The organism is Nonomuraea coxensis DSM 45129 (assembly GCF_019397265.1).
Lineage (GTDB): Bacteria > Actinomycetota > Actinomycetes > Streptosporangiales > Streptosporangiaceae > Nonomuraea > Nonomuraea coxensis.
Map to the genome: position 1 here is coordinate 3,212,584 of NZ_CP068985.1, position 24,407 is coordinate 3,236,990.

Annotated in this window: 28 protein-coding genes and 1 riboswitch; of the genes, 18 read left to right on the forward strand and 10 right to left on the reverse strand. The window is 74.3% G+C overall.

Features of this window, described 5'->3' with window-relative positions:
• Positions 1–165 precede the first annotated feature (165 nt).
• Genes uraD through Nocox_RS14985 form a run of 7 tightly spaced genes read left to right on the forward strand, consistent with a single transcriptional unit; the run spans position 166 to position 4,795 of the window.
• On the forward strand, positions 166–675 hold the full coding sequence (gene uraD / locus Nocox_RS14955) for a 2-oxo-4-hydroxy-4-carboxy-5-ureidoimidazoline decarboxylase (protein WP_020541657.1): 510 nt from the start codon (positions 166–168) through the stop codon (positions 673–675).
• Positions 672–977 carry a hydroxyisourate hydrolase gene (uraH, locus tag Nocox_RS14960; RefSeq protein WP_020541658.1) on the forward strand — a complete coding sequence of 102 codons (306 nt, stop codon included), beginning with the start codon at positions 672–674 and terminating at the stop codon, positions 975–977. Before uraD ends, uraH begins: the two co-directional genes overlap by 4 nt.
• Entirely contained in the window at positions 977–1,837 is an 861-nt protein-coding gene (gene pucL / locus Nocox_RS14965) for a factor-independent urate hydroxylase (protein ID WP_020541659.1), read from the forward strand. The genes uraH and pucL overlap by 1 nt, the downstream gene beginning before the upstream one ends.
• Before the next feature lie 5 nt (positions 1,838–1,842).
• A complete protein-coding gene (locus Nocox_RS14970; RefSeq protein ID WP_219495624.1) occupies positions 1,843–2,706 on the forward strand; it encodes an FAD binding domain-containing protein in 864 nt (287 codons plus the stop codon).
• Positions 2,706–3,179: a (2Fe-2S)-binding protein gene (locus tag Nocox_RS14975; RefSeq protein WP_020541661.1), complete on the forward strand. Its 474-nt coding sequence runs from the start codon at positions 2,706–2,708 to the stop codon at positions 3,177–3,179. Before Nocox_RS14970 ends, Nocox_RS14975 begins: the two co-directional genes overlap by 1 nt.
• A complete protein-coding gene (locus tag Nocox_RS14980; RefSeq protein ID WP_020541662.1) occupies positions 3,176–4,555 on the forward strand; it encodes an 8-oxoguanine deaminase in 1,380 nt (459 codons plus the stop codon). The genes Nocox_RS14975 and Nocox_RS14980 overlap by 4 nt, the downstream gene beginning before the upstream one ends.
• A gap of 27 nt (positions 4,556–4,582) precedes the next feature.
• Positions 4,583–4,795, forward strand: coding sequence for an EF-hand domain-containing protein (locus tag Nocox_RS14985; RefSeq protein WP_020541663.1), 213 nt, complete (start codon positions 4,583–4,585; stop codon positions 4,793–4,795).
• Positions 4,796–4,808: 13 nt separating this feature from the next.
• Here the strand turns inward: Nocox_RS14985 and Nocox_RS14990 are convergent, their stop codons facing one another.
• A complete protein-coding gene (locus Nocox_RS14990; protein ID WP_020541664.1) occupies positions 4,809–5,975 on the reverse strand; it encodes a winged helix DNA-binding domain-containing protein in 1,167 nt (388 codons plus the stop codon).
• A 156-nt stretch (positions 5,976–6,131) separates the two neighbouring features.
• Between Nocox_RS14990 and Nocox_RS14995 the strand changes: the two genes are divergently transcribed.
• From Nocox_RS14995 to alc, 3 genes are read left to right on the forward strand one after another with little or no spacing between them, the layout of a single operon-like run.
• A complete protein-coding gene (locus Nocox_RS14995) occupies positions 6,132–7,277 on the forward strand; it encodes a glycerate kinase (protein ID WP_020541665.1) in 1,146 nt (381 codons plus the stop codon).
• On the forward strand, positions 7,274–8,584 hold the full coding sequence (allB, locus tag Nocox_RS15000; RefSeq protein WP_020541666.1) for an allantoinase AllB: 1,311 nt from the start codon (positions 7,274–7,276) through the stop codon (positions 8,582–8,584). The genes Nocox_RS14995 and allB overlap by 4 nt, the downstream gene beginning before the upstream one ends.
• Entirely contained in the window at positions 8,585–9,544 is a 960-nt protein-coding gene (gene alc / locus Nocox_RS15005) for an allantoicase (RefSeq protein ID WP_020541667.1), read from the forward strand.
• 55 nt (positions 9,545–9,599) lie between these two features.
• On the opposite strand, the gene Nocox_RS15010 is transcribed toward alc, so the two are convergent.
• The 4 genes from Nocox_RS15010 to thiO all read right to left on the reverse strand — a co-directional run bounded on the left by Nocox_RS15010 (position 9,600) and on the right by thiO (position 13,948).
• Positions 9,600–11,729, reverse strand: a complete 2,130-nt coding sequence (locus Nocox_RS15010; RefSeq protein WP_051112478.1) for a Stk1 family PASTA domain-containing Ser/Thr kinase — start codon at positions 11,727–11,729, stop codon at positions 9,600–9,602.
• A 152-nt stretch (positions 11,730–11,881) separates the two neighbouring features.
• A complete protein-coding gene (locus Nocox_RS15015) occupies positions 11,882–12,589 on the reverse strand; it encodes a thiazole synthase (protein ID WP_246649865.1) in 708 nt (235 codons plus the stop codon).
• A 40-nt stretch (positions 12,590–12,629) separates the two neighbouring features.
• Positions 12,630–12,830, reverse strand: coding sequence for a sulfur carrier protein ThiS (gene thiS, locus Nocox_RS15020; RefSeq protein WP_020541670.1), 201 nt, complete (start codon positions 12,828–12,830; stop codon positions 12,630–12,632).
• Positions 12,827–13,948 carry a glycine oxidase ThiO gene (gene thiO / locus Nocox_RS15025; RefSeq protein WP_020541671.1) on the reverse strand — a complete coding sequence of 374 codons (1,122 nt, stop codon included), beginning with the start codon at positions 13,946–13,948 and terminating at the stop codon, positions 12,827–12,829. Before thiO ends, thiS begins: the two co-directional genes overlap by 4 nt.
• Positions 13,936–14,052, reverse strand: a riboswitch (TPP riboswitch). (Overlaps the previous gene by 13 nt.)
• Positions 14,053–14,133: 81 nt before the next feature.
• Here thiO and Nocox_RS15030 point away from each other — a divergent pair.
• From Nocox_RS15030 to thiE, 3 genes are read left to right on the forward strand one after another with little or no spacing between them, the layout of a single operon-like run.
• Entirely contained in the window at positions 14,134–15,297 is a 1,164-nt protein-coding gene (locus tag Nocox_RS15030; RefSeq protein WP_026214015.1) for an NAD(P)/FAD-dependent oxidoreductase, read from the forward strand.
• 30 nt (positions 15,298–15,327) lie between these two features.
• Positions 15,328–15,705, forward strand: coding sequence for an Rv2175c family DNA-binding protein (locus Nocox_RS15035; protein ID WP_020541673.1), 378 nt, complete (start codon positions 15,328–15,330; stop codon positions 15,703–15,705).
• Positions 15,683–16,321, forward strand: coding sequence for a thiamine phosphate synthase (gene thiE / locus Nocox_RS15040; RefSeq protein WP_020541674.1), 639 nt, complete (start codon positions 15,683–15,685; stop codon positions 16,319–16,321). The genes Nocox_RS15035 and thiE overlap by 23 nt, the downstream gene beginning before the upstream one ends.
• Before the next feature lie 130 nt (positions 16,322–16,451).
• On the opposite strand, the gene Nocox_RS15045 is transcribed toward thiE, so the two are convergent.
• Positions 16,452–17,519 carry a polyprenyl synthetase family protein gene (locus Nocox_RS15045; RefSeq protein WP_026214016.1) on the reverse strand — a complete coding sequence of 356 codons (1,068 nt, stop codon included), beginning with the start codon at positions 17,517–17,519 and terminating at the stop codon, positions 16,452–16,454.
• A gap of 106 nt (positions 17,520–17,625) precedes the next feature.
• On the opposite strand from Nocox_RS15045, the gene metF reads away from it, so the two are divergent.
• Positions 17,626–18,546 carry a methylenetetrahydrofolate reductase [NAD(P)H] gene (gene metF / locus Nocox_RS15050; protein WP_026214017.1) on the forward strand — a complete coding sequence of 307 codons (921 nt, stop codon included), beginning with the start codon at positions 17,626–17,628 and terminating at the stop codon, positions 18,544–18,546.
• Positions 18,547–18,702: 156 nt separating this feature from the next.
• Here the strand turns inward: metF and Nocox_RS15055 are convergent, their stop codons facing one another.
• Positions 18,703–19,278, reverse strand: coding sequence for a GNAT family N-acetyltransferase (locus Nocox_RS15055; protein WP_020541677.1), 576 nt, complete (start codon positions 19,276–19,278; stop codon positions 18,703–18,705).
• A gap of 9 nt (positions 19,279–19,287) precedes the next feature.
• A complete protein-coding gene (locus Nocox_RS15060; RefSeq protein WP_026214018.1) occupies positions 19,288–19,764 on the reverse strand; it encodes a YbaK/EbsC family protein in 477 nt (158 codons plus the stop codon).
• 97 nt (positions 19,765–19,861) lie between these two features.
• On the opposite strand from Nocox_RS15060, the gene Nocox_RS15065 reads away from it, so the two are divergent.
• A complete protein-coding gene (locus Nocox_RS15065; protein ID WP_246649791.1) occupies positions 19,862–20,707 on the forward strand; it encodes a L,D-transpeptidase family protein in 846 nt (281 codons plus the stop codon).
• Here the strand turns inward: Nocox_RS15065 and Nocox_RS15070 are convergent.
• Positions 20,694–21,266 (reverse strand): hypothetical protein, encoded by a 573-nt coding sequence (locus Nocox_RS15070; RefSeq protein ID WP_020541680.1) that lies wholly within the window; start codon positions 21,264–21,266, stop codon positions 20,694–20,696. The genes Nocox_RS15065 and Nocox_RS15070 overlap by 14 nt on opposite strands.
• 23 nt (positions 21,267–21,289) lie before the next feature.
• Positions 21,290–21,961, reverse strand: a complete 672-nt coding sequence (locus Nocox_RS15075) for a TetR/AcrR family transcriptional regulator (protein WP_020541681.1) — start codon at positions 21,959–21,961, stop codon at positions 21,290–21,292.
• A 96-nt stretch (positions 21,962–22,057) separates the two neighbouring features.
• On the opposite strand from Nocox_RS15075, the gene Nocox_RS15080 reads away from it, so the two are divergent.
• The 3 genes from Nocox_RS15080 to Nocox_RS15090 all read left to right on the forward strand — a co-directional run bounded on the left by Nocox_RS15080 (position 22,058) and on the right by Nocox_RS15090 (position 24,327).
• On the forward strand, positions 22,058–23,248 hold the full coding sequence (locus tag Nocox_RS15080; protein ID WP_020541682.1) for a cytochrome P450: 1,191 nt from the start codon (positions 22,058–22,060) through the stop codon (positions 23,246–23,248).
• Between the two features lie 11 nt (positions 23,249–23,259).
• Positions 23,260–23,451, forward strand: a complete 192-nt coding sequence (locus Nocox_RS15085; protein WP_026214019.1) for a ferredoxin — start codon at positions 23,260–23,262, stop codon at positions 23,449–23,451.
• Between the two features lie 429 nt (positions 23,452–23,880).
• On the forward strand, positions 23,881–24,327 hold the full coding sequence (locus tag Nocox_RS15090) for an SAV_6107 family HEPN domain-containing protein (RefSeq protein ID WP_033408393.1): 447 nt from the start codon (positions 23,881–23,883) through the stop codon (positions 24,325–24,327).
• Positions 24,328–24,407: the final 80 nt, after the last annotated feature.

Genomic DNA, 24,407 nt, shown 5'->3' on the forward strand with positions numbered 1-24,407 from the left:
AGTTTAGGCGCACCGCGCGCCGCCCGGAGCCGCCGCGACCTGCGCAGAGTCCGTGTCGCCGGTCAGCGTGTTGGAGCATGACACGAAAAGCGGGCCGCACCGGGGGTGGGAGTTGGGAGTTCTCACGGATGGACCGGGCACGAACGGCCTGTGTGTACTTCTCACATGCCCGCAACGCCCATCGCGCTCGCCGCGTTCAACGCCGCCCCGGCGGGACAGGCCGAGCAGGAGCTGCGCGCCTGCTGCTCCTCCGCCGCCTTCGCCGCGCGCGTGGCGGCGGGCCGCCCGTACGGCGACCTCGCCGGCCTGCTGGCCGCGGCCGAGGCGGCGGCGGGCGAGCTGGCCTGGCCGGACGTGCTGGAGGCCCTGGCCGCCCACCCCAGGATCGGGGAGCGGCCCGCCGGCACGGGCAGGGAGGCCGCCTGGTCCCGGCAGGAGCAGTCCGGCGTCGAGGACGGCCTGCGGGCCGCGCTCGCCGCGGGCAACCGGGACTACGAGGCCCGCTTCGGGCACGTCTACCTGGTGTGCGCGACCGGCCTCGACGGCGCCGAGCTGCTGGCCAGGCTGCGCGAGCGGCTGGGCAACGACGAGGAGCGCGAGCGCGCGGCCGTACGCGCCGAGCTGGCCAAGATCACCAGGTTGCGGCTGGCCAGGCTGATGGAAGGAGGGGCATGAGCTTCTCGACCCACGTGCTCGACGCGGTCGCGGGACGGCCGGCCGCCGGGGTGCGGGTGCGCCTGGAGGACGACCGGGGGCGGGTCCTGGCCGAGGGCCGCACCGACGGCGACGGCCGGATCAAGGGCTGGGACACCGCGGGCGCCGGCGTGCGCCGCGTCGTCTTCGACACCGGCGGCTACCTCGCCGAGACCTTCTACCCCGAGGTCGTCATCGCCTTCACCGTCAGCGACCCCGCCCAGCACCACCACGTGCCGCTGCTGCTCAGCCCCTACGCCTACTCCACCTACCGAGGAAGCTGATGACCGTCAAGCTCGGCCCCAACCGCTACGGCAAGGCGGGCGTCAGGCTCGTCCGGGTCGTCCGCGAGGGCACCGTCCACCACCTCAAGGATCTCAACGTCTCCACCGCGCTCTCCGGCGACATGGAGGCCGTGCACCTCACCGGCGACAACGCCGCCGTGCTGCCGACCGACAGCCAGAAGAACACCGTCCACGCCTTCGCCAGGAAGCACGGCGTCGGCGAGATCGAGGAGTTCGCGCTGCTGCTGGCCCGGCACTTCGTGGACACGGGGCAGGCCGTGCACCACGCGCGGGTGGAGATCGAGGAGTACGCCTGGCGCCGCGAGGGCCCGCACTCGTTCGTACGGGACGGCGGCGAGGTGCGCACCTGCGTCGTCCACCACGACCGCGACGGGCGCACCACGGTGGTGTCGGGGCTCAAGGACCTGGTGCTGCTCAACACCACCGGCTCGGAGTTCCACGGGTACGCCGTGGACGAGTACACCACGCTGCGGCCCACCACCGACCGCATCCTGGCCACCGCCGTCACCGCGCGCTGGCGGCACAGGGGAGAGGGTGGCGACCACGCGGCCTCGTACGAGCGGGCCCGCCGCTGCCTGCTGGAGGCGTTCGCCGGCACCCACAGCCTGTCGCTCCAGCAGACCCTGTACGCCATGGGCGAGCGCGTCCTGACCTCCTGCCCCGAGCTGTGCGAGGTGCGGCTCGCCATGCCCAACAAGCACCACTTCCTCGTGGACCTGTCGCCGTTCGGACTGGACAACGACAACGAGGTCTACCACGCCGCCGACCGGCCGTACGGGCTCATCGAGGGCGGCGTGCTGCGCGAGGACGCGCCCGACGCCGGATTCGCCTGGGAGTAGCCACGATGGACTTCTTGCGGCCCACGACGTGGGCGGAGGCGCTGGCCGCCAAGGCGGACCAGCCGGAGGCGGTGCCCCTCCAGGGCGGCACCGACGTCATGGTGGAGATCAACTTCGCCGTGCGCAGGCCGCCCGCGCTGCTCGACCTCACGCGGGTGGCCGAGCTGCGGGAGTGGTCGGTGGCCGGGGGTGAGTGCACGATCGGGGCCGGGGTGCCGTACCGGGTGGTCGTGGAGGAGCTGGGCGGCGTCGTGCCTGGGCTGGCCCAGGCGGCGCGGACGGTCGGCTCGCCGCAGATCCGCAACCGCGGCACGGTGGGCGGCAACCTCGGCGCGGCCTCGCCCGCCGGCGACAGCCATCCGCCGCTGCTGGCCGCCGGGGCGGTGATCGAGGTGGAGTCGCGGGACGGCGGCGTGCGGCTGATCCCGGCCGCGGAGTTCTACCTCGGCGTCAAGCGCAGCGCCCTGCGGCCCGACGAGCTGATCAGGGCCGTGCGCGTGCCGAGCGCGCCGGGCCCTCAATACTTCTCCAAGGTCGGCACGCGCAACGCCATGGTGATCGCGGTGTGCTCGTTCGCGGTCGCGCTCGACCCCGCGCGGCGGCGGGTGGGCACCGGGATCGGCTCGGCCGCCCCGACCCCGCGCCGGGCCGAGGAGGCCGAGGACCTGCTGGCCCGCGAGCTCGACTGGGACGCGCCCGCGCTGGACCCGTCGCTGGCGGCGCGGTTCGGGCGGCTGTGCGCGCGGGCCGCCGCGCCGATCGACGACGTGCGCGGCACCGCCGCCTACCGCCTGCACGCGGTCGAGGTCATGGCCCGCCGCACGCTGACCTGGGCCTGGAACGACCATCTCGGAAGGAGGGCGGCCTGATGCGCGTCACGTTCACCGTCAACGGCCGTGAGGAGAGCGCCGACGGCGTGTGGGAGGGCGAGAGCCTGCTCTACGTGCTGCGCGAGCGCCTCGGCCTGCCCGGCTCCAAGAACGCCTGCGAGCAGGGCGAGTGCGGCTCGTGCACCGTCTACCTGGACGGCGAGCCGGTCTGCTCCTGCCTGGTCGCCGCCGGTCAGGCCGAGGGCCGCCGGGTGCGCACCGTGGAGGGCCTGGCCGGGGAGGACGGGCTCGACCCGGTGCAGGAGGCGTTCGTCGCGTGCGGGGCCGTCCAGTGCGGCTTCTGCACTCCCGGGCTGCTCGTGCAGGCGCACGACCTGCTGGAACGCCTGCCGGACCCGTCCGACGCGGAGATCCGCGAGGCGCTGGCGGGCAACCTGTGCCGGTGCACCGGCTACGAGAAGATCCTCGACGCGGTACGCCTGGCCGCGGCGAGGAAGGGGGCCGCGGGATGAGCCTGATCATCGAGAACGTGCACCTCGCGCCGGTCGCCGGCCCCGAGATCGCCGCCGGCTACCTGAGGATCGAGGGCGACCGGATCGCCGAGCTGGGCCCCGGCCCCGCCCCGGACGCGCCCGGCGCGGAACGCCTCGACGGCACCGGCTGCCTGGCCACCCCCGGGCTGGTCAACACCCATCATCACCTGTACCAGTGGGCCTCCCAGGGGCTGGCGCAGGACGCCACCCTGTTCGAGTGGCTGGTGGCGCTCTACCGGGTGTGGGCCGCCATGGACGCCGAGGTCGTCAGGGGCGCCTCGGCGGCCGGGCTCGGCTGGCTGGCGCTGTCCGGCTGCACCACCTCCAGCGACCACCACTACCTGTTCCCCAAGGGGCGGGGCGACCTGTTCGCGGCCGGGATCGAGGCGGCGCGCGAGGTCGGGCTCCGCTTCCATCCCGCCCGCGGCTCCATGGACCGGGGCGAGTCGTCCGGCGGCCTGCCGCCCGACGAGGTGGTCGAGGACCTCGACGAGATCCTCGCCGCCACGGCCGACGCCGTGGACGCCTACCACGACCCGTCGCCCTCCTCGATGCTGCGGGTGGCGGTCGCGCCGTGTTCGCCGTTCTCCGTCAGCGGCGAGCTGATGACGCAGTCCGCCGCCCTGGCCAGGGACAAGGGCGTACGCCTGCACACGCACCTCGCCGAGACCGTGGACGAGGACGAGCACTGCCTGGCGCAGTTCGGCCTGCGGCCCGTGGACTACATGGAGAAGCTGGGCTGGCTCGGGCCGGACGTGTGGCTCGCGCACGCGGTGCACCTCAACGACGCAGACATCGCCAAGCTCGCCCTCACCGGCACCGGCGCCGCCCACTGCCCGTCCTCCAACGGGCGGCTCGGGGCCGGCATCGCCCGCGTCTCGGAGATGCTGCGGCGCGGCGTGAACGTCGGGCTCGGCGTGGACGGCGCCGCCTCCTCCGAGCTGACGCCGCTGGCCGGCGAGATGCGCCAGGCCCTGCTCTTCCAGCGCGCCCGCTACGGCCCGCAGGCGCTGACCGCCCGCCAGGCCCTGGAGCTGGCCACGCTGGGCGGGGCGTGCAACCTCGGCCGCGACGCCGAGCTGGGCACGCTGGAGCCCGGCAAGCTCGCCGACGTCGCCCTGTGGCGGGTGGACGGGCCCTACACGGCGGCCGTCGCCGACCCGGTCTGCGCGCTGGTGTTCGGGCCCGCGCTGCCGCTCGTCCGGCTGCTGGTCGGCGGGCGTACGGTCGTCGCGGACGGCGAGCTCAGGACCGCCCCCCAGGACGCGCTCGGCCGGGCCGGGGCCGAGGCGGGACGGAGGCTGCTCGAACACGCCGAACGGCGCGGTGTGCCCGTTAAGGTGTGGAAGTCCTGATGGTCCATTCCCCCGAGAGGCGGCCCCGTGACGGCGGAACTCCCCGAAGAGCGGCTGGCGAGGCTCAAGAGCGCCTTCGCCGCGATCGACACCGACGGCGACGGCTACATCAGCGAGAGCGAGCTGAAGCACCACTTCCCCGACCTGCCGGCCGAGGCGCTGGGAGCGCTGAGCCAGAGCGCGGACTCCGACCAGGACGGCCGGTACTCCCTGGAGGAGTTCATCAGGACGGTCGCCTGACCGCTCCACAGGATCACGGGGCCGACAGCTCCCGCTCCAGCGGGGTGCGGAAGCGCGGCGTGACGCGGATCCCGCCGAGCCAGGCGGCCAGCCCGGCCGCCTCGGCCTCGACCGCCGCCCGCCCCTCCGCGCCCACGTCGGCGAACAGCCGCCAGACGATCTCGCCGTCCGGCCGCTGCGCCCAGCCGCCCGCCACGCGCCCGTCCCACCACACGGTGGGGCCGATGTTGCCGTTGCGGTCGAACAGCTCGGCCCGGTGCCCGGGGGTCAGATACCAGTCGCGCGCCTGCCAGCCCATCGGCGTCGGATCGAGCGCCGGCAGCAGCGCCGCCCACGGCTCCGGCTCGGGCACCTCCTCCAGGTCGTCCGGCAGCGCCAGGCCGGGCCCCTCGTCCAGGTCCACCTCGACCGCGCCGACCGCCGACAGGGCCGCGCGCGTCTCGGTCAGCGTCCAGCCGGTCCACCACTTCAGATCGGCCTCCGTGGCCGGGCCGAACGCCGCCAGCCACCGGCGCGCCAGCTCCGCCCGCGCCTCCGGGGCCGCCAGGAGGGGCAGCTCGGGGGCGAGGCCCCACAGGTGGCGGCCACTGACCCACGTGCCGGCCGCGCGGCGGCCCCGTACCAGCAGGCCGTCCATCGCGAGGAGCGGCAGCAGCCGCGAGCCCAGGCTGACCAGCGCCTCGTACGGCTTGCCCGCCGCCACCACCACCTGCTCGCGCAGCTCGGGCACCAGCGTCCCCAGCCTGGCCGCGTCCGCCTCCCCGTGCTCGGCCAGCGCCCGCAGCACCGCGGCCTCGGCCGCCGCGACGCGCGCCTCGTCCCAGCCGCCCGCGCCGAACGTCTTCAGCAGCGTGCGCCGCTCCCGGCGGGCGACCGGCGCCATCGTGGACCAGTGCACCACCGGCACCAGCTCGGCCGGCACCGCGAACACCGTCCGCCGCATGCCGGTCATGCGCACCAGCGTGCGCTCGTCGTAGATGGCCCGCTCCACAGGCTCGGGGCCCGGCGAGGTGAGCCGCGCCCCCGCCGACAGGAACACGGTGGACGGGTCGGTGCCGTGCAGCGCCACCACGGACGCCGCCACCTCCTCCGGCGTGGCCGCCTTGACCGCGAGCCGATGCCGCAGGCCGAGCCGGGCCCGCCGCTGCCCGGCGGAGATCCGCACCTTGGAACCCTGCACAGACGCCCCCTTCGCCGCAAGGCCGTCGCAGGTGACCCGATGCGGTGATGTCAGGATGATGAGGCACGCCTTCCTGCCCGCTCGCACCGGGCAGGAAGGCGTGTCCGGCCATTGTTCATCATCATGTGGGAGTTGGTAGTGATTCAGCATGTTCTGGTGGCTCCGGACAAGTTCAAGGGGTCGCTGACGGCGGCCGAGGTGGCGGCGCGGGTGACGGCCGGGCTCGGCGTGCCCACGGTGGAGCTGCCGGTGGCCGACGGCGGCGACGGCACCGTGGACGCCGCCGTGGCCTGTGGCTTCGACCGCGTCACGATCGAGGTCACCGGCCCGGCGGGCGAGCGCGTCCCCGCCTCCTACGCCTGGCACGCCGGTGACGCCACGGCCGTGGTCGAGCTGGCCGAGGCGTCCGGGCTGCGCCGGCTGCCGGCCGGCCCCGAGCCCCTCACCGCCACCAGCCACGGCACCGGCGAGCTGATCGCCCACGCGGTACGCCACGGCGCCAGGCGCGTGGTGCTCGGGCTCGGCGGCAGCGCCTGCACCGACGGCGGCGCGGGGATGGCGCAGGCCCTCGGCGCCCGCCTCCTGGACGCCGAGGGCCGCGAGCTGCCCAGGGGCGGGGCGGCGCTGCGCTCGCTGGAGCGCATCGACCTGTCCGGCTTCCCCGACCTGTCCGGGGTCGCGTTCGTGGTCGCGAGCGACGTGGACAACCCGCTGCTCGGCCCGCACGGCGCCGCCGCCGTGTACGGCCCGCAGAAGGGCGCCACGCCGGACGACGTGAAGGTCCTGGAGTCGGGGCTGACCCGCCTGGCCGCCGTGGCGACCCGTACGCACGGGCTGATGGGCGCGGTCGAGCACGACGACATCGTCCGGGCCATGGGAGTGGCCGGCGCGCCGGGCGCGGGCGCGGCCGGCGGCGTCGGCTTCGCGGCGCTGGCGTTCCTGCACGCCGAGATCCGCCCCGGCATCGACTACCTGCTCGGGCTGCTCGGCTTCGGCGCGCACGCCGCCGGCGCCCGGCTGGTCATCACCGGCGAGGGCTCGCTCGACGAGCAGTCGCTGCGCGGCAAGGCCCCCATCGGGGTCGCGCAGGCCGCGGCGCGGGCCGGCGTGCCCGTCGTCGCCGTCTGCGGGCGGCGGACGCTCTCCGACGCCGAGCTCAAGGCGGCCGGCATCGAGGCCGCCTACGCCCTCACCGACCTGGAACCCGACCCGGCGCGCTGCATGGCCGGGGCAGGGCCCCTGCTGGAACGCCTGGCCGCCAGGATCGCCGCCGACCACCGCCTCGCGGAGGGGACGCCATGACGCCGCTCGACCTCGTGGTCCGCTCCCGCAGGACCGTCACGCCGGACGGGGAGCGGCCCGCCGCGGTGGCCGTACGGGGGGAGCGGATCGAGGCCCTGCACCCCTACGACGCGCCGCTCGCCGCCGCCGAGGACGTCGACCTGCGCGACCTCGCGTTGCTGCCCGGCCTGGTGGACACGCACGTCCACGTGAACGAGCCCGGCCGCACCCACTGGGAGGGGTTCGCCTCGGCGACCAGGGCGGCGGCCGCCGGCGGCGTCACGACGATCGCCGACATGCCGCTCAACGCGCTGCCGCCCACGGTCAGCGTGGCCGCGCTGGAGGCCAAGCTCGCCGCGGCGCGCGGGCAGTGCCACGTGGACGTCGGGTTCTGGGGCGGGGCGGTGCCGGGCAACGTCAAGGAGCTGCGCCCGCTGCGCGAGCGCGGCGTGCTCGGCTTCAAGTGCTTCATGTCGCCGTCGGGGGTGCCGGAGTTCCCGCCGCTGGCCGGCGGCGAGCTGCGGCGGGCGCTGGAGGAGGTCGCCGGGTTCGGCGGGCTCATGGTGGTGCACGCCGAGGACCCGGAGCTGCTGGCCGAGCCGTCCGGGCCGACGTACGGGGAGTTCCTGGCCTCGCGGCCGGGGGCGGCCGAGCGCGCCGCCGTCCGCCGGCTCGTGGAGCTGGCCAGGGAGACCGGCGCGCGGGTGCACGTCCTGCACGTCTCCAGCGCCGCCTGCCTGGACGTGCTGGCGGCGGCGCGCGCCGAGGGCCTGCCGGTCACCGCCGAGACCTGCCCGCACTACCTGACGCTGGAGGCCGAACGGGTGCCCGAGGGGGCGACCGCGTTCAAGTGCTGCCCGCCGATCCGCTCGGCGGCCAACCGCGACCTGCTGTGGCAGGGGCTGGCCGCGGGGACGCTGAGCTGCGTGGTCTCCGACCACTCGCCGTCCACCGCCGACCTCAAGGTGCCCGACTTCGCCGCGGCCTGGGGCGGGATCGCCTCGCTGCAGCTCGGCCTGTCCGCCGTGTGGACGGAGGCGGCCCGCCGGGGGCACCGGCTCGCCGACGTGGCCCGCTGGATGGCCGCCGCCCCGGCCGCGCTGGCCGGTCTTCCGGGCAAGGGCGCGATCGCGCCGGGCAACGACGCCGACCTCGTCGCCTTCGACCCGGCCGCCGACCGCCCCGTGGACGCCGCCCGCCTGCACCACAAGAACCCGGTCACCCCCTACCACGGGCAGGTGCTCAAGGGCGCGGTGCTGACCACCTGGCTACGCGGCCGCCCCGTGGACGGCGAACCGCACGGAAGATTCCTCCTGGGAGAGCGCTAGATGCCCTGCTTCACCACGTTGCCCGATCTCGCCCTGCGCACCCTCGGCGGGTCGGTCGTGGCCGCCAGCGACGAGTCGTTCGCCGAGAAGGAGAGCCTCGTCCGGCCCGGACGGCCCGGCTTCCGCGCCGGGACCTTCGGGCCCAAGGGGCAGGTGTACGACGGCTGGGAGACCCGCCGCCGGCGCGCGCCCGGCCACGACTGGGCGCTGGTCCGGCTCGGCGTGCCCGGGATGATCCGCGGCGTGGTGATCGACACCGCCTGGTTCAAGGGCAACTACCCGCCGTACGCCGCCGTCGCGGCCACCCGCGTCGAGGGCCACCCGTCGCCTGACGAGCTGCTGGCGGCCCCGTGGACGGAGATCGTGCCCCGGGCCGGGCTGAAGGGCGACGCCGAGCACCCCTTCGAGGTCGCGGGCGGGTTCCACGCCACGCACGTACGGCTCGACATCTTCCCCGACGGCGGCGTGGCCCGCCTGCGCGTGCACGGCGAGCCCCGCCCCGACCTGTCGGTGTACGACGGCCTCGGCCTCGACCTGGCCGCCCTCGCCAACGGCGGCGCCGTCACCGCCTGCTCCGACGACTTCTACTCCGCCCCCCACAACGTCATCGCCCCCGGCCTGGCCCGTCACCAGGCGGAGGGCTGGGAGACCGCGCGGCGGCGCGACGGCGGCAACGACTGGCTGATCATCCGGCTGGCCGGGCGCGGCACGCCCGCGCTGGCCGAGATCGACACCACCAACCTGCTCTTCAACGCCCCCGCCGCGGTCACCCTCACCGGTTACGACGGCGAGCCCGGGACGGCCGCGCCCGTCGAGCTGCTGCCGCGCACCCGCCTGCAGCCGGACACCCCGCACCGCTTCCGCCTGGCGGCGGCCACGCCGGTCACCCACGTGCGCGTGGACATCCACCCGGACGGCGGCCTCGCGAGGGTCCGCCTCCACGGACACCTGACGCCCTGACCGCGGTGGCCGTCCGGCTGCCGAGCGTCCCGGCCGCCGTCCCGCCGGCCGGGGGTCACTGCCAGAGGTGGACGGTGGACCCGGCCGGGCGCTCGCTGTTGGGCAGCGGGCGCTGGAACTGCACCACGCCGCGGTTGCCCAGCCGGTGGACCTGCACCTTGAAGCCCTGCGCCTCCAGGTCGCGGCGGGCGTCGTTGACGTTCTTGCCGATCACCTGGGGGACGAGGGCGAGCTGCTGGTCGTCGCGGGCCTGGGCGTCGCCCTGGCCGAACCACTGCCAGAAGTCGGTCTGGCAGCGCGCCACCGTGACCATCACCTGCGCGCCCCCGTCGACCTCGGACTTGGCCTTCGGCACCTGGGCGATGACCGTGCACGGCTCGGCGTCGTCGTCCACCTCCTGGACCTGCACCTGGAAGCCCTGCTGCCCGAGGTAGGCGGCGGCCTCGTCCTTCGGCATGCCGCTGACGTCGGGCATCACCAGGCCGGCGCTGACGAAGATGTCGACCCGCGCGCCCTCCTTGACCTTCTCGCCCACCTGCGGCGAGGAGCGGATCACCTTGTCGCGCTCGACCTGCGTGTTGGGCAGGCGCTTCACCGAGCCCGGGGTGAGCCCCTCCTTGGCGAGCGCGGCGCGGGCGTCGTTGCCGGTCATGCCGGTGACGTTGGGCACGACCACGCGCTTGGGGCCGAGCGAGGGCGTCAGCGTGATCGTGCTGCCCTGCTCGACCTCGGTGCCGGCGACCGGCTCCATGGCCAGCACCAGGCCCTCGGCGGTCTTCTCGGAGTACTGGCCAGGAGCCGTCTTGACCTTGAAACCGCCGTTGACCGCGCTCTGCTCGGCCAGCACCATGTTCTTGCCGACCAGGCTGGGCACCCGGACGTAGTCGGGCTGGGCGAAGAACCACCCGGTCAGCGCGATGGCGACGACCATGACGGCGGCCAGCCCCACCAGGAACCAGTTGGGCCGGAACCCGCGCCGCCGCGACGGCTCGGGCACCTCGACGCGCGGCTGGATGAGCGTGTGCGCGGGGGCGTCCTGCGGCATCGACGGGGCCGCGTGCACGGCCGTGCGGTCGTTGGGCTGGGACGGCGGCTGCGGGCGGAACCGCGCCCCTGACCCGGCCATCGGGCCCGGCATCGCCCCGGACACGGCGCCGGACATCGGGCCGGACATCGGGCCGGACAGCTGGCCCGGCATCGCGCCGGAGACCGTCTGAGCCCCTGAGCCCGCCGCGGCGCCCGGGCCCGTCATCGCGCCCGAGCCGGGGAACGGCACCGGGCCTGAACCCGGCGCCCGCCCGTACGGCTGCGCCTGCGGCGTCGGCGGGATCGTGGTGCGCGGCAGCATGCGGTGCGCGTCGACCGCCGCCACCAGCAGGGCCGTGGCGTCCTTGGGCCGGTCGTGCGGCTCGCGCGCGGTCGCCTGCGCCACCAGCGTGTCGATCAGCGGCGGCACGTCGGGCACCAGCGCCGACGGCGGCGGCACCGTGTCGTGCACGTGCCGGTAGGCGACCGACATCGGTGTCTCGCCGTCGTAGGGCTGCTGCCCGGTCACCAGCTCGAACAGCATGATGCCGGCCGCGTAGACGTCGCTGCGCACGTCGGCCGCGCCCGTGAGCACCTGCTCGGGCGCCATGTAGCCGATCGTGCCGATCATCACGCCGGTGCGCGTCTGGTTGGTCGCCTCGATGGCCTTGGCCAGGCCGAAGTCCACGACCTTGACCCGCCCGTCGTCGGTCATCAGGACGTTTTCCGGCTTGACGTCGCGGTGCACCATGCCGGCCTGGTGGGCGGCGCCGAGGGCGGCCAGCACCGGGATCAGGATCTCCAGCGCCTCGCGGGCGGGCAGCCGGCCGCGCTCGCGCAGGACGTCGCGGAGCGTGCGGCCCGGCACGTACTCCATCGACAGGTAGACGACGTCGTTGTCGGTGCCCTGGTCGAAGACGTGCACGACGTTGGGATGGGAGAGACTGGCCACCGACTTCGCCTCGCCGATGAACCTCCTGACGAACGCGGGGTCCTCGGCGAGCGAGCGGTGCATGACCTTCAGCGCGACGGTCCGGTCCAGCCGGACGTCGAGCGCCAGGTAGACGGTCGCCATACCGCCCCGGGCGATCCGGCTCTCGATGCGATAGCGTCCATCGAGGAGCCGCCCGACCAGAGGGTCCGCAGTCGTCGTATCCACCCGGCTGAGTTTACGGGCGTTTTGGCACCGGCAGGGCCCAGCCGCCCGAAACCGATGCCGAGCCGTGCCCCCTGGAACGCGCCGGAGCCCCGCGAGCTCCGGCGTGCCCCGCGCGTCCCGCGCGTCCCGCGCGTCAGGAGGTCACGGGGGAGTCAGGGGGCCATGGGGGAGGACGCCTCGGCGTAGCGGCGGCGCGGGATGCGCCCCGCCTGCCGCGCCTGCCGCCCGGCCGTCACCGCCGCCCTCATGGCCGCCGCCATCAGGTCGGGCCGCTGGGCGCGGGTGACCGCCGTGGCCAGCAGCACCGCGTCGCAGCCGAGCTCCATCGCGAGCGCGGCGTCGCTGGCCGTGCCGATCCCCGCGTCGAGGATCACCGGCACCGACGCGGCCTCCACGATCAGCTCGATGTTGTGCGGGTTGCGGATGCCGAGCCCTGACCCGATCGGCGCGCCCAGGGGCATCACCGCCGCGCAGCCCGCCTGCTCCATCCGCCGGGCCAGCGCCGGGTCGTCCCCGATGTACGGGAGCACCACGAACCCGTCGGCCACCAGCCGCTCGGCCGCGTCGAACGTCTCGATGGGGTCCGGCAGCAGCGTCCGCTCGTCGGCGATGACCTCCAGCTTGACCCAGTTCGTGCCGAGGGCCTCCCTGGCCAGGCGGGCCGTCAGCACGGCGTCGCCCGCGGTGAAGCAGCCGGCCGTGTTGGGCAGCACCTTGATGTCGCGCTCGCGCAGCACGTCGAGCACCGAGCCGCGGGCGCGCGGGTCGAGCCGGCGCATCGCCACCGTGGTCAGCTCGGTGCCGGACGCCGCCAGCGCCTGGTCGAGCACCTCCAGCGAGGGGGCGCCGCCGGTGCCCATGATGAGCCGGGAGGAGAACTTCTCCCCGGCGATGATCAGATCATCCACCCTGCACCGCCGTCAGCACCTCCACGCGGTCGCGCTCGCGCAGCGCCGTGGTCTCCCAGGCGCCGCGCGTGACCACCTCGTCGTTGACCGCCACGGCGACCCCGGTGGTCGCCGCCGTCAGGGCCCGTACGGCCTGCGCCACGGTCGTGCCGTCGGCGACCTCGTGCGCGGCCCCGTTGATCTGCACCATCATGCGATCTCTCCAAATCTCGCCGGCGAGCACAACGCCGCCGGCCCGCCCTCCTCGCCGCCCGCCTCCCCGGCCACCAGGGCCGCCGTGAGGGGCGCGAGCAGCACACCGCCCCGGTGGTGGCCGGTGGCGAGCACCAGCCCGTCACCCGCCGGCCCGACGATCGGCACGTTGTCCGGCGTGCCGGGGCGCAGGCCCGCCACCACGTCGGCCAGCTCCAGCTCGGTCACGCCCGGCACCAGCTCCCTGGCGTCGCGCAGCAGCTCGTACAGGCCGCCCGCGGTCACCCGGGTGTCGAAGCCCAGCTCCTCCTGGGTCGCGCCGACCACCAGCTCGCCGTCGCCCCGGGGGACGAGGTAGACGGACGAGCCGTGCACGGAGCCGCGTACGCACCGGGTCAGCAGCGGCTGCGGCGAGCGCAGGCGCAGGATCTGCCCCTTGACCGGCCGCACCGGCACCCCGGCCAGCCCGGCGCTCCAGGCCCCGGCCGCCAGCACCACCGTCGTGGCCGCAAGCTCCGCGCCCCCCTCCAGCCGCACCCCCACGACCCGCCCAGCAGCCCCGTCCTCGCGCAGCAGCTCGGTGACCCGGGTGCGGACGATCGGCACGGCCCGCCGTTCCAGTGCGGTCAGCAGCGCCGCCGTCACGCGGCGCGGGTCCACCCAGGCGTCCCCGGAGGCCAGCAGGCCGCCGCGCACCGACGGCGCCAGCATGGGCTCCAGGCGGCGGCACTCGCGCCCGGTCAGCCGCTCCACCGGCAGCCCCAGCTTGTCCATGAACGCGGCCAGCTCGTCCAGCGCCGCGAGGTCGTCGGCCCCGAACGCCACGTCGAGCGTGCCCTCGGCGCGCAGGTCCACCCCGCCCGCCCCCTCGGGCAGCCCCGCGTCGGCGGCCAGCTCGGCGGCGAAGGCCGGCCAGCGGCGCAGCGACGCGAGCCCGAGCCGCAGCAGCGGCTCCTCGGTGTAGGTCACCTCGCTGACCGGCGCCAGCATGCCCGCCGCCGCGTGCGAAGCCCCGCCCGCGGGATCGGGGTCGACCACGGTGACCGGCCGCCCCGCCCGCGCCAGCCGCCACGCGACCGACAGCCCGACGATCCCGCCGCCGACGATGACCTCCACCATGCGCTCCCTTCGCCGGCATGATCCGGATCAGGTGTCTTGCGGTCGAAGGCCCGACGCAGCCTTCCTCTCAGCCCGGTCACGGCCGGACTCCCGCGCGTCTTACGCCCCCACCCTACGACGTCCCCGGCGGCTCCAGGCACGACCCCCTTCGCCGCCGGGCCCCGTACCCGTCTATGGTCTTGGTCGTGGACCATGTCGTGGTGGTGGGAGCGGGCCTGGCCGGCGTACGCACGGTCGAGGCGCTGCGCGGGCGCGGATTCGGCGGCAGGATCACCCTCGTCGGGCGGGAACGCCACCGCCCCTACGATCGCCCGCCCCTGACCAAGAGCGTGCTGCTCGGCGAGTCCGACACGACGTTCGTCGACACCGACCTCGCCGCGCTGCGCGTCGCCTTCCGACCCGGGGTGTCCGCCACCGCGCTGCGGCCGGGCGCCGTCGAGACCACCGAGGGCGAGCTCCGCTTCGACGGGCTGGTCATCGCCACCGGCGCCGACCCGGTCCGGCTGCCCGGAGACGGCCCCCAGCACGTCCTGCGCACCCTCGACGACGCCCACGAGCTGCGCGCCGCGCTCGTCCCCGGCGCCCGCGTCGTGGTCGTCGGCGCGGGCTGGGTGGGAGCCGAGGTGGCCACGGCCGCCCGCCGCGCCGGCTGCGTGGTCACGGTGGTCGAGGCCGGCCCCGCGCCGCTCGCCCTCGCCGTCGGCGCGGAGATCGGCGCCCGCACCGCACGCTGGTACGACGGCATCGACCTGCGTCTCGGCGCCATGGTCCACTCCGTCGAGGAGGGCGGCGTCGAGCTGGTCGGCGGCGAGTTCCTGGACGCGCACGTGGTCGTCGCCGGCATCGGCGTGCGCCCGGCCGTCCAGTGGCTGGCCGACGCCGACCTCGACCTGCACAACGGCGTCGTCGTGGACGAGCACCTGCGCGCCTCGCTGCCCGGCACGGTCGCGGTGGGCGACTGCGCCGCCTGGTGGTCGCGCCGCTTCCAGGACCGGCTGCGGGTCGAGCACTGGGACACCGCGCTCAACGCCCCCGAGGTCGCCGCCGCGAGCCTGCTCGGCGAGGACGCCGTCTACGACCCGGTCCCCTACTTCTGGTCGGAGCAGTTCGGGCACATGGTCCAGTACGCCGGCCACCACCCCGCGGGCGAGCGGCTGCTCTACCGCGGCGGCCCCGAGGGCAAGTGGTCCGCCGTATGGCTGAGGGGCGACGACACTCTCGCCGCCGTGTTCGCCGTGGACCGGCCGCGAGACCTCGTCCAGGGCCGCCGTATCATCGGCGCGGGCTCCCGGCTGGACGCGGAACGCCTGGTAGATCCAGAAGTACCCCTACGGGATTGTGTTGTTTGAGCAAGCACGGCATGTGGTAGTTGTGGTTCCGTGACGCTTTATGTTGCACAGATCGACCGGGAGACCGACCAGCTCGTCAGCGAGTGGCTCACGCTCCCCGAAGTGGCCAAGCGCCTGGATCTCCCGATCGGGCGGGCCAAGCAGCTCCTCAAGGATCACAAGCTCCTCGGCGTCCGCCGGGAGGGCGGCGGGTCCCCACAGGTGCCCGCGGTGTTCCTCGACGGGAAGGACGTGATGAAGGGCCTGCCGGGCACCCTGACCGTGCTGCGGGACGCCGGCTACGACGACGCCGAGTCCCTGCGCTGGCTCTTCACCCCCGACGACTCCCTGCCAGGCTCGCCCGTCGAGGCGATCAGGGCCGGCCGTCACACCGAGGTCAAGCGGCGTGCCCAAGCCCTCGCTTTCTGACGCCCGCCTCTATCTCTGCACCGACGGCCGCCGCGACCGCGGCGACCTGGCGCAGTTCCTCGACACGGTGCTGGCGGGCGGCGTGGACATCATCCAGCTGCGGGAGAAGGGACTGGAGGCCCGCGAAGAACTCGCCCTCCTCGACGTCTTCCGCGACGCCTGCGACCGGCACGGCAAACTGCTGGCGGTCAACGACCGGGCGGACATCGCCTACGCCGCCCGGCCCGACGTGCTCCACCTGGGGCAGGACGACCTTCCGTTGACGGTCGCGCGAGAGATACTCGGCGACGACTTCGTCATCGGACGGTCCACCCACTCCGCCGCCGAGGCTTCCGCCGCGGCCGTGGAGGAGGGCGTCGACTACTTCTGCTGCGGGCCCGTCTGGCCCACGCCGACCAAGCCGGGCCGCCCGGCCCCCGGCCCGTCGCTGCTGCGGCACGCGGCGTCGCTGGGCGAGGCGCGGCCGTGGTTCGGCATCGGCGGCATCGACCTCGGCAACCTCGACGAGGTCCTGTCGTACGGCGTGCGCCGGGTCGTCGTCGTGCGCGCCATCACCGAGGCCGACGATCCCGGCGCGGCGGCGGCGGAGTTCGCCAAGCGCCTCGCCGCGGCCTGACCGACCATCCGACCCTCGCGCCGCCCCACCGTCCGGTGGGGCGGCGCTCCCATGCCGGGAGCGGAAAAGGCCCGGCGGCCGGTAAGGCGGCGCGGGGCGTGGCCGGTCGAGTGGCGCGGGGTGTGGCCGGTCAGGTGGTGCGGGAGGTGGCGGCGATCGCGAGGTCCTTCAGGGCCGCCCGCGCCTCCTCCGTGACCGGGGCCCGGCCGAGCGCGTCCAGCGCCTCGCCGAGGTAGTCGCCGATCAGGTCCTCGCAGGCGCTCAGCGCGCCGGTGCCCTCGATGACGCCGCGCAGCGTGGTGACGCCGTCCTCGTCGAGCCCGGGGTCGCCGAGCAGGCGGCGCACGGTCGCGGCCTCGCCGGGGGAGGCGGCGGCGAGCGTACGGGCCACGAGCATGGTGCGCTTGCCCTCGCGCAGGTCGTCGCCCGCCGGCTTGCCGGTCTGCGCCGGGTCGCCGAAGACGCCGAGGATGTCGTCGCGGAGCTGGAAGGCGATGCCGACCCGCCGCCCGTAGCCGGTGCACAGCTCGTCCATCCAGGGCGCGAGCTCGCGGGCGGCCAGCGCGAGACCGAGCCGCAGCGGCTGCTCGACGGAGTACTTGCCGCTCTTGTAGAGGGCCACCCGCAGCGCCGAGTCGAAGGTGTTCTCGCCGTGGGCCTGCTCCAGCAGGTCGAGGTACTGGCCGCACATCAGCTCGGTGCGCATGTGGTCGTGCACGGGCTGGGCCGCCTCCAGCGACTCGCGGGGCAGCCCGCTGGTGCGCCACATCTCGCCCGACCAGATCAGCAGCAGGTTGCCCAGCAGGATCGCGGCGCCCTCGCCGAACTGCGGGGCGGAGCCGTGCCAGCCCTCCTTCTCGTGCAGCGCCTCGAAGCGGCGGTGCGCCGCCGGCATGCCCCTGCGCAGGTCGCTCTTGTCCATCACGTCGTCGTGCACGAGCGCGCTGGCCTGCAGCAGCTCAAGGGAGGCGGCCGCGGTGAAGATGCCGGGGCCGTCCGCGCCGCCCGCGCCGCGCCACCCCCAGTAGCAGAACGCGGGCCGCAGCCGCTTGCCGCCGGCCAGCAGGTCCTCGGCGGCCGTGCGGAGCGGCTGGAAGTCGGGGTCACCGGAGGCGGGGAGCTGGCGTTCGACGAAGGCGCCCAGGGCACGCTCAACCCGCGTGCGCAGGACGTCCATGCTCGCGGCGTCACTGGTCATGACACCGAGACTAGTGGCCGCTTCGAGCGCTTCCGATCGGGACGTGGCCGAGCGGGGGCGATCCGCGGCCTCGGCGCGCGCCGCCGCTGCCTGTAGCCTGGTGGGCATGGCCCTTGGTCGACCCTCCGTCCTGCCGGGACGTGTCCCCACCGTCCGCGAGATGCTCGCCTCCGGCAAACGCACGTTCTCGTTCGAGTTCTTCCCGCCGAAGACCGACGAGGGCGAGCGGCAGCTGTGGAAGGCGATCAGGGAGCTGGAGTCGCTGCGGCCGACGTTCGTGTCGGTCACCTACGGCGCCGGCGGCTCCACCCGTGACCGCACGGTCGACATCGTCGAGCGCATCGCGCACGACACCACGCTGACCCCCGTGGCGCACTTCACCGCGGTCAACCACTCCGTCCGCGAGCTGCGCCACCTGGTGGGGCGCTTCGCGGACGCGGGGGTGCGCAACATCCTGGCCGTGCGCGGCGACCCGCCCGGCGACCCCACGGGGGAGTGGGTGCGGCACCCGGAGGGCGTGCTCTACGCCGAGGAGCTCGTACGCCTGGTCCGCCAGGCGGGCGAGTTCTGCGTGGGCGTGGCGGCCTTCCCGTACAAACATCCGCGCTCGCCGTCCATCGAGGCCGACACCGAGCACTTCGTGCGCAAGTGCCGGGCCGGGGCCGACTACGCGATCACCCAGATGTTCTTCCAGGCCGACGACTATCTGCGGCTGCGTGACAGGGTGGCGGCCGAGGGCTGCGACACGCCGATCATCCCGTGCATCATGCCGGTCACCCAGCTGAGCACGATCGCGCGTTCGGAGCAGTTGTCGGGGGCGCCGTTCCCCACGGACGTGGCGGCGCGTTTCGAGGCGGTCAAGGACGATCCCGCCGCGGTGCGGCGGCTCGGCATCGAGCACGGCGCCGAGCTGTGCCAGCGGCTGCTGGACGAGGGCGCGCCCGGCATCCACTTCATCACCTTCAACCGCTCCAGCGCCTCCCGTGAGGTGTTCCAGCGGCTGGAGCCGGCCTCGTCGCCCGCCTGAGGCCCGCGTCAAGGCTCGTCCATGAGCGGGTGCGGGCCGTCACCCGCCCGCAGGGGGACCGGGCGGATGACGGCAGGGTAACCAGATCGGCCGGTAAAGGGTCGGTCACTTTCCGTAAGGACTCATGCCCCAGGTCATGACGCGGCAAACCACGTGTCAGGGCAGGGGGAGGGGGCGGCCCGCGATCGCGTACTCCTCGTAGCCGCCGGGGAAGACGAACCCGGAGAGCAGGTCGACGAAGCCGAGGCTCGCGTAGAGGTGGCGGGCGGCGGTCGGCTGGTCGTGGGTGGACAGCACCACCGATCGCTCCTGACGGCCCGCGCAGAGCGCCCTGATCATCGCGCGGCCGATGCCCTTGCCCTGGTACTCAGGGTGCACGTGGATCTCGGCCAGCTCGAAGGCGTGGCCCAGCCAGGCGTGGGCGGCCTCGCGCCCGGACTGCTCGGCGAGCGCCCGCAGCACGACGTCGTGCCACCACTGCCCGGGGGCGCCGCGGAAGCCGTAGGCGAAGCCGACGATGTACGGCTTCTCACGGTCGCCCGACGAAAGGGACGAATCGCGCAATTCTGCGAAATAGCACTGAAAATAGGGATATGTCGCGTGATTGCGCATGATCGCCTTGCGGCCGGCGATCTGGTCCGCCGGCGGGCGCATCGCGGCCGTGTAGATGCCGATCACCGTCTCCAGCCGCTCGGTGAACCCGGCCGGTCCCGCCCCGCGAAACTCGATCACCGTCGCACCCTACTCGACGTCCACCGCCAGGCCCCCGGTGATGCGCACCAGCTCCTCGAACGTGGTCGGGAACACCGTCAGCGGATGTCCGCCGGCCGCCCACACCACCTCGTGCTTGCCCAGCCAGTTGTCCACCAGCGTGCGCACCGGCGCGGGATGCCCCACCGGGGCCACGCCGCCGATGGGCTGGCCGGTCGCCGCCCGGACGAACTCCGGGGTGGCCCGGCGTACCTTCGCGGCGCCCGCCGTACGGGCGATCAGAGCGGTGTCGACGCGGTGCGCGCCGCTCGTCAGCACCAGCAGCGGCTCGCCGTCGGCGTCGAAGATCAGGCTGTTGGCGATGGCGCCGACCTCGCAGCCGAGCTGCGCCGCCGCGGTGGCCGCCGTGGGCGCCTTCTCCGGCAGCACGACGACCTCGCCGACCGCGCCCAGCTCGCGCAGGGCGGACTGCACGACGACGGCGTTTGGTGGCAACTTCTGAGACATGGGGACACTCTAAACAGGTTGACGGCTTCATTACCCGTTCATGGTGACTGGTGTAGGGTCCTGTGATCCGTTGTCCACGGCATGAGAGGTGGTACGGGTGGGAGTTTCCCGACTGCCCGGAATGGCGGTCCTGCTGACGGCCGGAGCCGTCGCGCTCGCGGGATGCGGCACGGCGGCCCCCGGCCCGCCCCCGCAGGTGCCCTCCGCCTCCGTGACGGCGGCCTCGCCCGCCGGCGCGCAGGCCGGGCCCGCCGCCACCACTCCGGCCACCACTCCCGCCGCCACCGATCCGGTCGCGGCCCCGCGCAAGACGCTGAAGCTGGGCGCCAAGGGCAAGGCCGTCACCTGGGTGCAGCGCCGGCTCACCGAGCTGGGCTACCGTCCCGGCAGGGCCGACGGCCGCTACGGCGGCACCACGCTGGCCGCCGTGTGGGCGTTCCAGAAGGTCAACGGCATCACGCCGACCAGCACCATCGCCAAGCGCACCTGGGACGCCCTGGAGAGCCCCAAGGCCCCCAAGGTCCTGGTGCCCCGCGGCCGGTCCACCCGCGCCGAGGTCAACCTGAGCAAGCAGATCATGGTGCTGTACGTCGGCGGGAAGCCCGCGCTGATCACGCACATCTCCTCCGGCAGCGGCGTCCCCTACTGCGAGACCACCGTGTGGCAGGGCAAGGAGCAGCGCTTCTGCGGCTCGGCCACCACCCCCACCGGCGACTACCGGACCACCTGGCGCACCAGCGGCTGGCACAAGTCCTACCTCGGCGAGCTGTACAACCCGATCTTCTTCAACGGCGGCATCGCCTTCCACGGCGCGCTCTCGGTGCCGCTCCACCCGGCCTCGCACGGCTGCGTCCGCCTGCCGATGAACGTGGCCGAAGAACTGCCCGGCAAGCTCGGCAAGGGCGTGCCGGTGCACGTACGGGGCCGCTTCAGGGGGCTGTGAGCGGGCCCTGCGACGCGGGGCGGGCCTCCTCGGCCCGCACAGGCGCCGGCGGGGCCGCCGGGGGCCTGCGGCGGGCCGTCAGCGCCAGCCCTGCGGCCTGCGCGAGCCCCGCCGCGGGCAGCAGGAACGCCGTGGCCGGCTGCCAGCCGGGCAGCCCGGCCACGAAGTCCGCCGCCTGGTAGAGACCGCCGAGGAGCCGCGGCGGGTTGACGAACGCCACCACGCACCCCAGCGCGTACGGCACGATCAGGAAGCCCGACAGCACGAGCAGGAACGTCCGCCCCCGCCCGCCGCGCCCGAGCAGCGGCCCGATGGCCAGGTAGGCCAGCGCGGTCACGCCCACCACCAGGGCCGTCAGCGCCACCACCCGCCAGGCGTCCACGCCGAGCGAGGTCAGTCCGTCGGGGCCGATCCTGCCGCCCTCCCATCGGGGCCCGCGCGCCTGCGCCTCGGCGGCCCGGCCGACGGCCGTCCGCCCGGCCAGCGCGTACGCCGCCACCAGCACCGGCCCCGACACCAGCAGCGCCACGCCGATCCGCCGCCCTCGGCCGCCCGCCATGCGCCCCCCTTCCCCGACCGGTCTCAGCTTGCCATCCCCGGTGGGTCCGCGGGGATCCGGGAGCCGGCGGGACGGTCCTCCGCCCGGCGCGTCTCCAAGGCGCGCAACCCGTCCAGCGCCAGCTCGGCCGCGCGCCGGCCGGTCGTCTGGATGTCCTTCAGCGACCGGTCGTGCCCGAGATGCGCCATCACGGCCAGCTTGATCGCGCCGAACAGCGCGCCCACGGCGGCGGCCGCCTCGACCTCGTCCAGCTCCTCGGGACACGCCTGGCGCAGGGCCGCGGCGACCTTGAGCTGGTTGTCGTACATCAGCAGCAGCGCCCGCGCCCGCAGGGCGGGCTCCTCCATGACGAGCCGCAGCCGCAGCTCGGCCTCCTCGAACGTGAGCTCGTCGTCCTCCAGCGCCCACGCGATCCCCGCCTCGACGAGCCGCAGCAGCAGCGCCCCGGCGCTCTCGCCGGGCCGGCGGCCGGCCAGCAGCGCCAGCGCGCGCTCCGCGCGCTCCTCGCTGTCGTGGAAGACCAGGTCGTCCTTGCCGCCGAAGTAGCTGAAGAACGTGCGGGTGGAGACCTCCGCCGCGGCGGCGATCTCGGCGAGCGTGGTGTCGGCGTAGCCCTTCCGCGCGAACAGCCGGAGCGCCGCGTCGATCAGTGCCCGGCGCGTGCGCTGCTTCTTGCGTTCCCGCAGTCCCGCCATGGCCGAACTTTACTGCACGCGAAGTCCTGTTTCATTCATTGCAATTTTGCAATCATTGAGGTTTTCTGGGAGTACGTTCCGGAGAGGAGCCCAGGCATGTCCGATCTGACCCTTCCCATGGTCCGGCGGCGTCCGCTGGATCCACCCGACGAGCTCGGCGAGCTGCGGCGGCAGGCACCCGTGCACCGCCTGACCTTCGCCGACGGCCATCTGGGCTGGCTCGTGACGGGCTACGCCGCCGCCCGCGCGGTGCTGGCCGATCCGCGCTTCTCCAACCGGCCGGAGAGGATGCACCCGCCGATCCCCGGCAGGATGGAGCTGGCCAGGCGGGAGGGCTTCCGGCTGCCGCCGGGGATGTTCCTGCGCACCGACCCGCCCGAGCACACGCGCTACCGCCGGCTGCTGACCGGGCAGTTCACCGTACGCAGGATGAAGGCGCTGGAGCCGCGGATCGCCGAGATCACCGAGGAGCACCTGGACGCCATGGAGGCCGCGGGGCCGCCCGCCGACCTGGTGGAGGCGTTCGCGCTGCCCATCCCCTCGCTGGTGATCTGCGAGCTGCTCGGGGTGCCGTACGAGGACCGCGCCCGCTTCCAGGAGGACGCCAGGATCCTGTTCAACCTGGAGACCAAGGCCGAGGACGCGCTGGCCGCCGTGGGCAGCACCATGGCGTACCTGAGCGACCTCATCGGCCGCAAGCGCGACAAGCCGGACGACGACCTGCTGAGCGGGCTCGTCGAGGGCGGCGAGCTGACCGACGAGGAGCTGACCGGGGTCGGGTTCCTGCTGCTCCTCGCCGGGCACGAGACCACCGCCAACATGCTCGGGCTCGGGACGTACGCGCTGCTCACCAACCCCGCGCAGCTCGCCGCGCTCCGCGACGACCCCTCGATCGCCGAGACCGCCGTCGAGGAGCTGCTGCGCTACCTCACGATCATCCACCTGGGGCCGGTCAGGAGCGCCGTCGAGGACGTCGAGATCGAGGGCGTCCTCATCAGGGCGGGGGAGACGGTCGCGCTCAGCCTGCCCGCCGCCAACCGCGACCCCGAGCGCTTCCCCGGCGGGGACACGCTCGACGTCACCCGGCCCGCGACCGGCCATCTCACCTTCGGCCACGGCATCCACCAGTGCCTCGGACAGCAGCTCGCGCGGGCGGAGATGCGCATCGCCTACCCTGCGCTGCTGCGCCGCCTGCCTGGCCTACGCTTGGCCGTAACGCCGGAGGAGGTGCCGATGCGCTCGGACATGAGCATCTACGGAGTGCACCGCCTCCCTGTCACCTGGTAGAGGTCATCACCATGGAAATCAAGGCAGACACGACCGTGTGCATCGGGGCCGGCATGTGCGCGCTGACCGCTCCGCAGTTGTTCGACCAGAGCGAGGACGAGGGCACCGTGCTGGTCCTGCAGCGGGAGGTGCCGCCGGAGCTCGAGGACACCGTGCGGCGGGCCGTCACCCTGTGCCCGTCGGGCGCCATCTCCGCCACCTGACGCCGGCCCCTCCCGCCGCGACCACGGGCAACACCGGCGGCCGCCGCCGCGACACACCGTCGCGACGGCGGCTTTCCTGCTTTCGAGCTGCTTTCCTTCAAGGTCATCGAACCTGTGTTCGTGGAACCGGTTGACATCGGAGGGTGATCGAAATTATGTTCGACCTAGTGACGGTGAGGCTCGCGGCTCAACGTCACGAGGACCTGGTCGCGGGTGATCGCTTCCCCAAGCGCGACCCGCGGCCAGGTTCCACGGGCGAAGGCCACGTCCTCGTCGTCGGCGGAGACGATCGGGCGTGTCCTGGCCGGACGGGGAGAGGGGAAGCTCCTCGTCCGGCCGGCCCGGCGGAAATGTCGGTGGCGTCTGAGAGTGTTGACATCACCGGTGGAGATGCCGGCAGCCGCCCACGATTTCGAGGAGGCGCGCAAGATGGCACCAAGGCCGAGAGACACGCCCGGGCCCCGGCTGTCGCCCGCGGTCCGGGCACACCTGGCCGACGCACGTTCCAGCCTGGCGGAGGCGAGCGCCGCTCGCACCCCGGCTCCCCGTTACGTGGCCGCGCACCTGGCGGCCCTGAGAGCGGCCGCGGCGATGCTCGCCGCCCGCCCCCGTCCCGGCGAGAGCCGCAGGCGCAAGCTGCGCAGCGCGTGGGACCTGCTGCCCGAGGCGGAGCCCCACCTGGCCGAGTGGGCCGCCTACTTCTCGGTGACCGCCGCCAAGCGGGCCGCCGCGGAGGCGGGCATGACCAGCCGGATCAGCGCGGCCGACGCCGACGAGATCCTGGCCGAGGCCGACACGTTCGTGTCCACCGTCGAGGATCTGCTGGGGGTTCCCGTCCAGCCCCAACTACCACTGAACGTCCCGCTCGCCGGATGACCACCTGATCCCACCGCCGACGACGACGACGGCGGCGATGGTCGCGGTGGCGGCGACGTCGGCGGCGACGTTGACGGGCG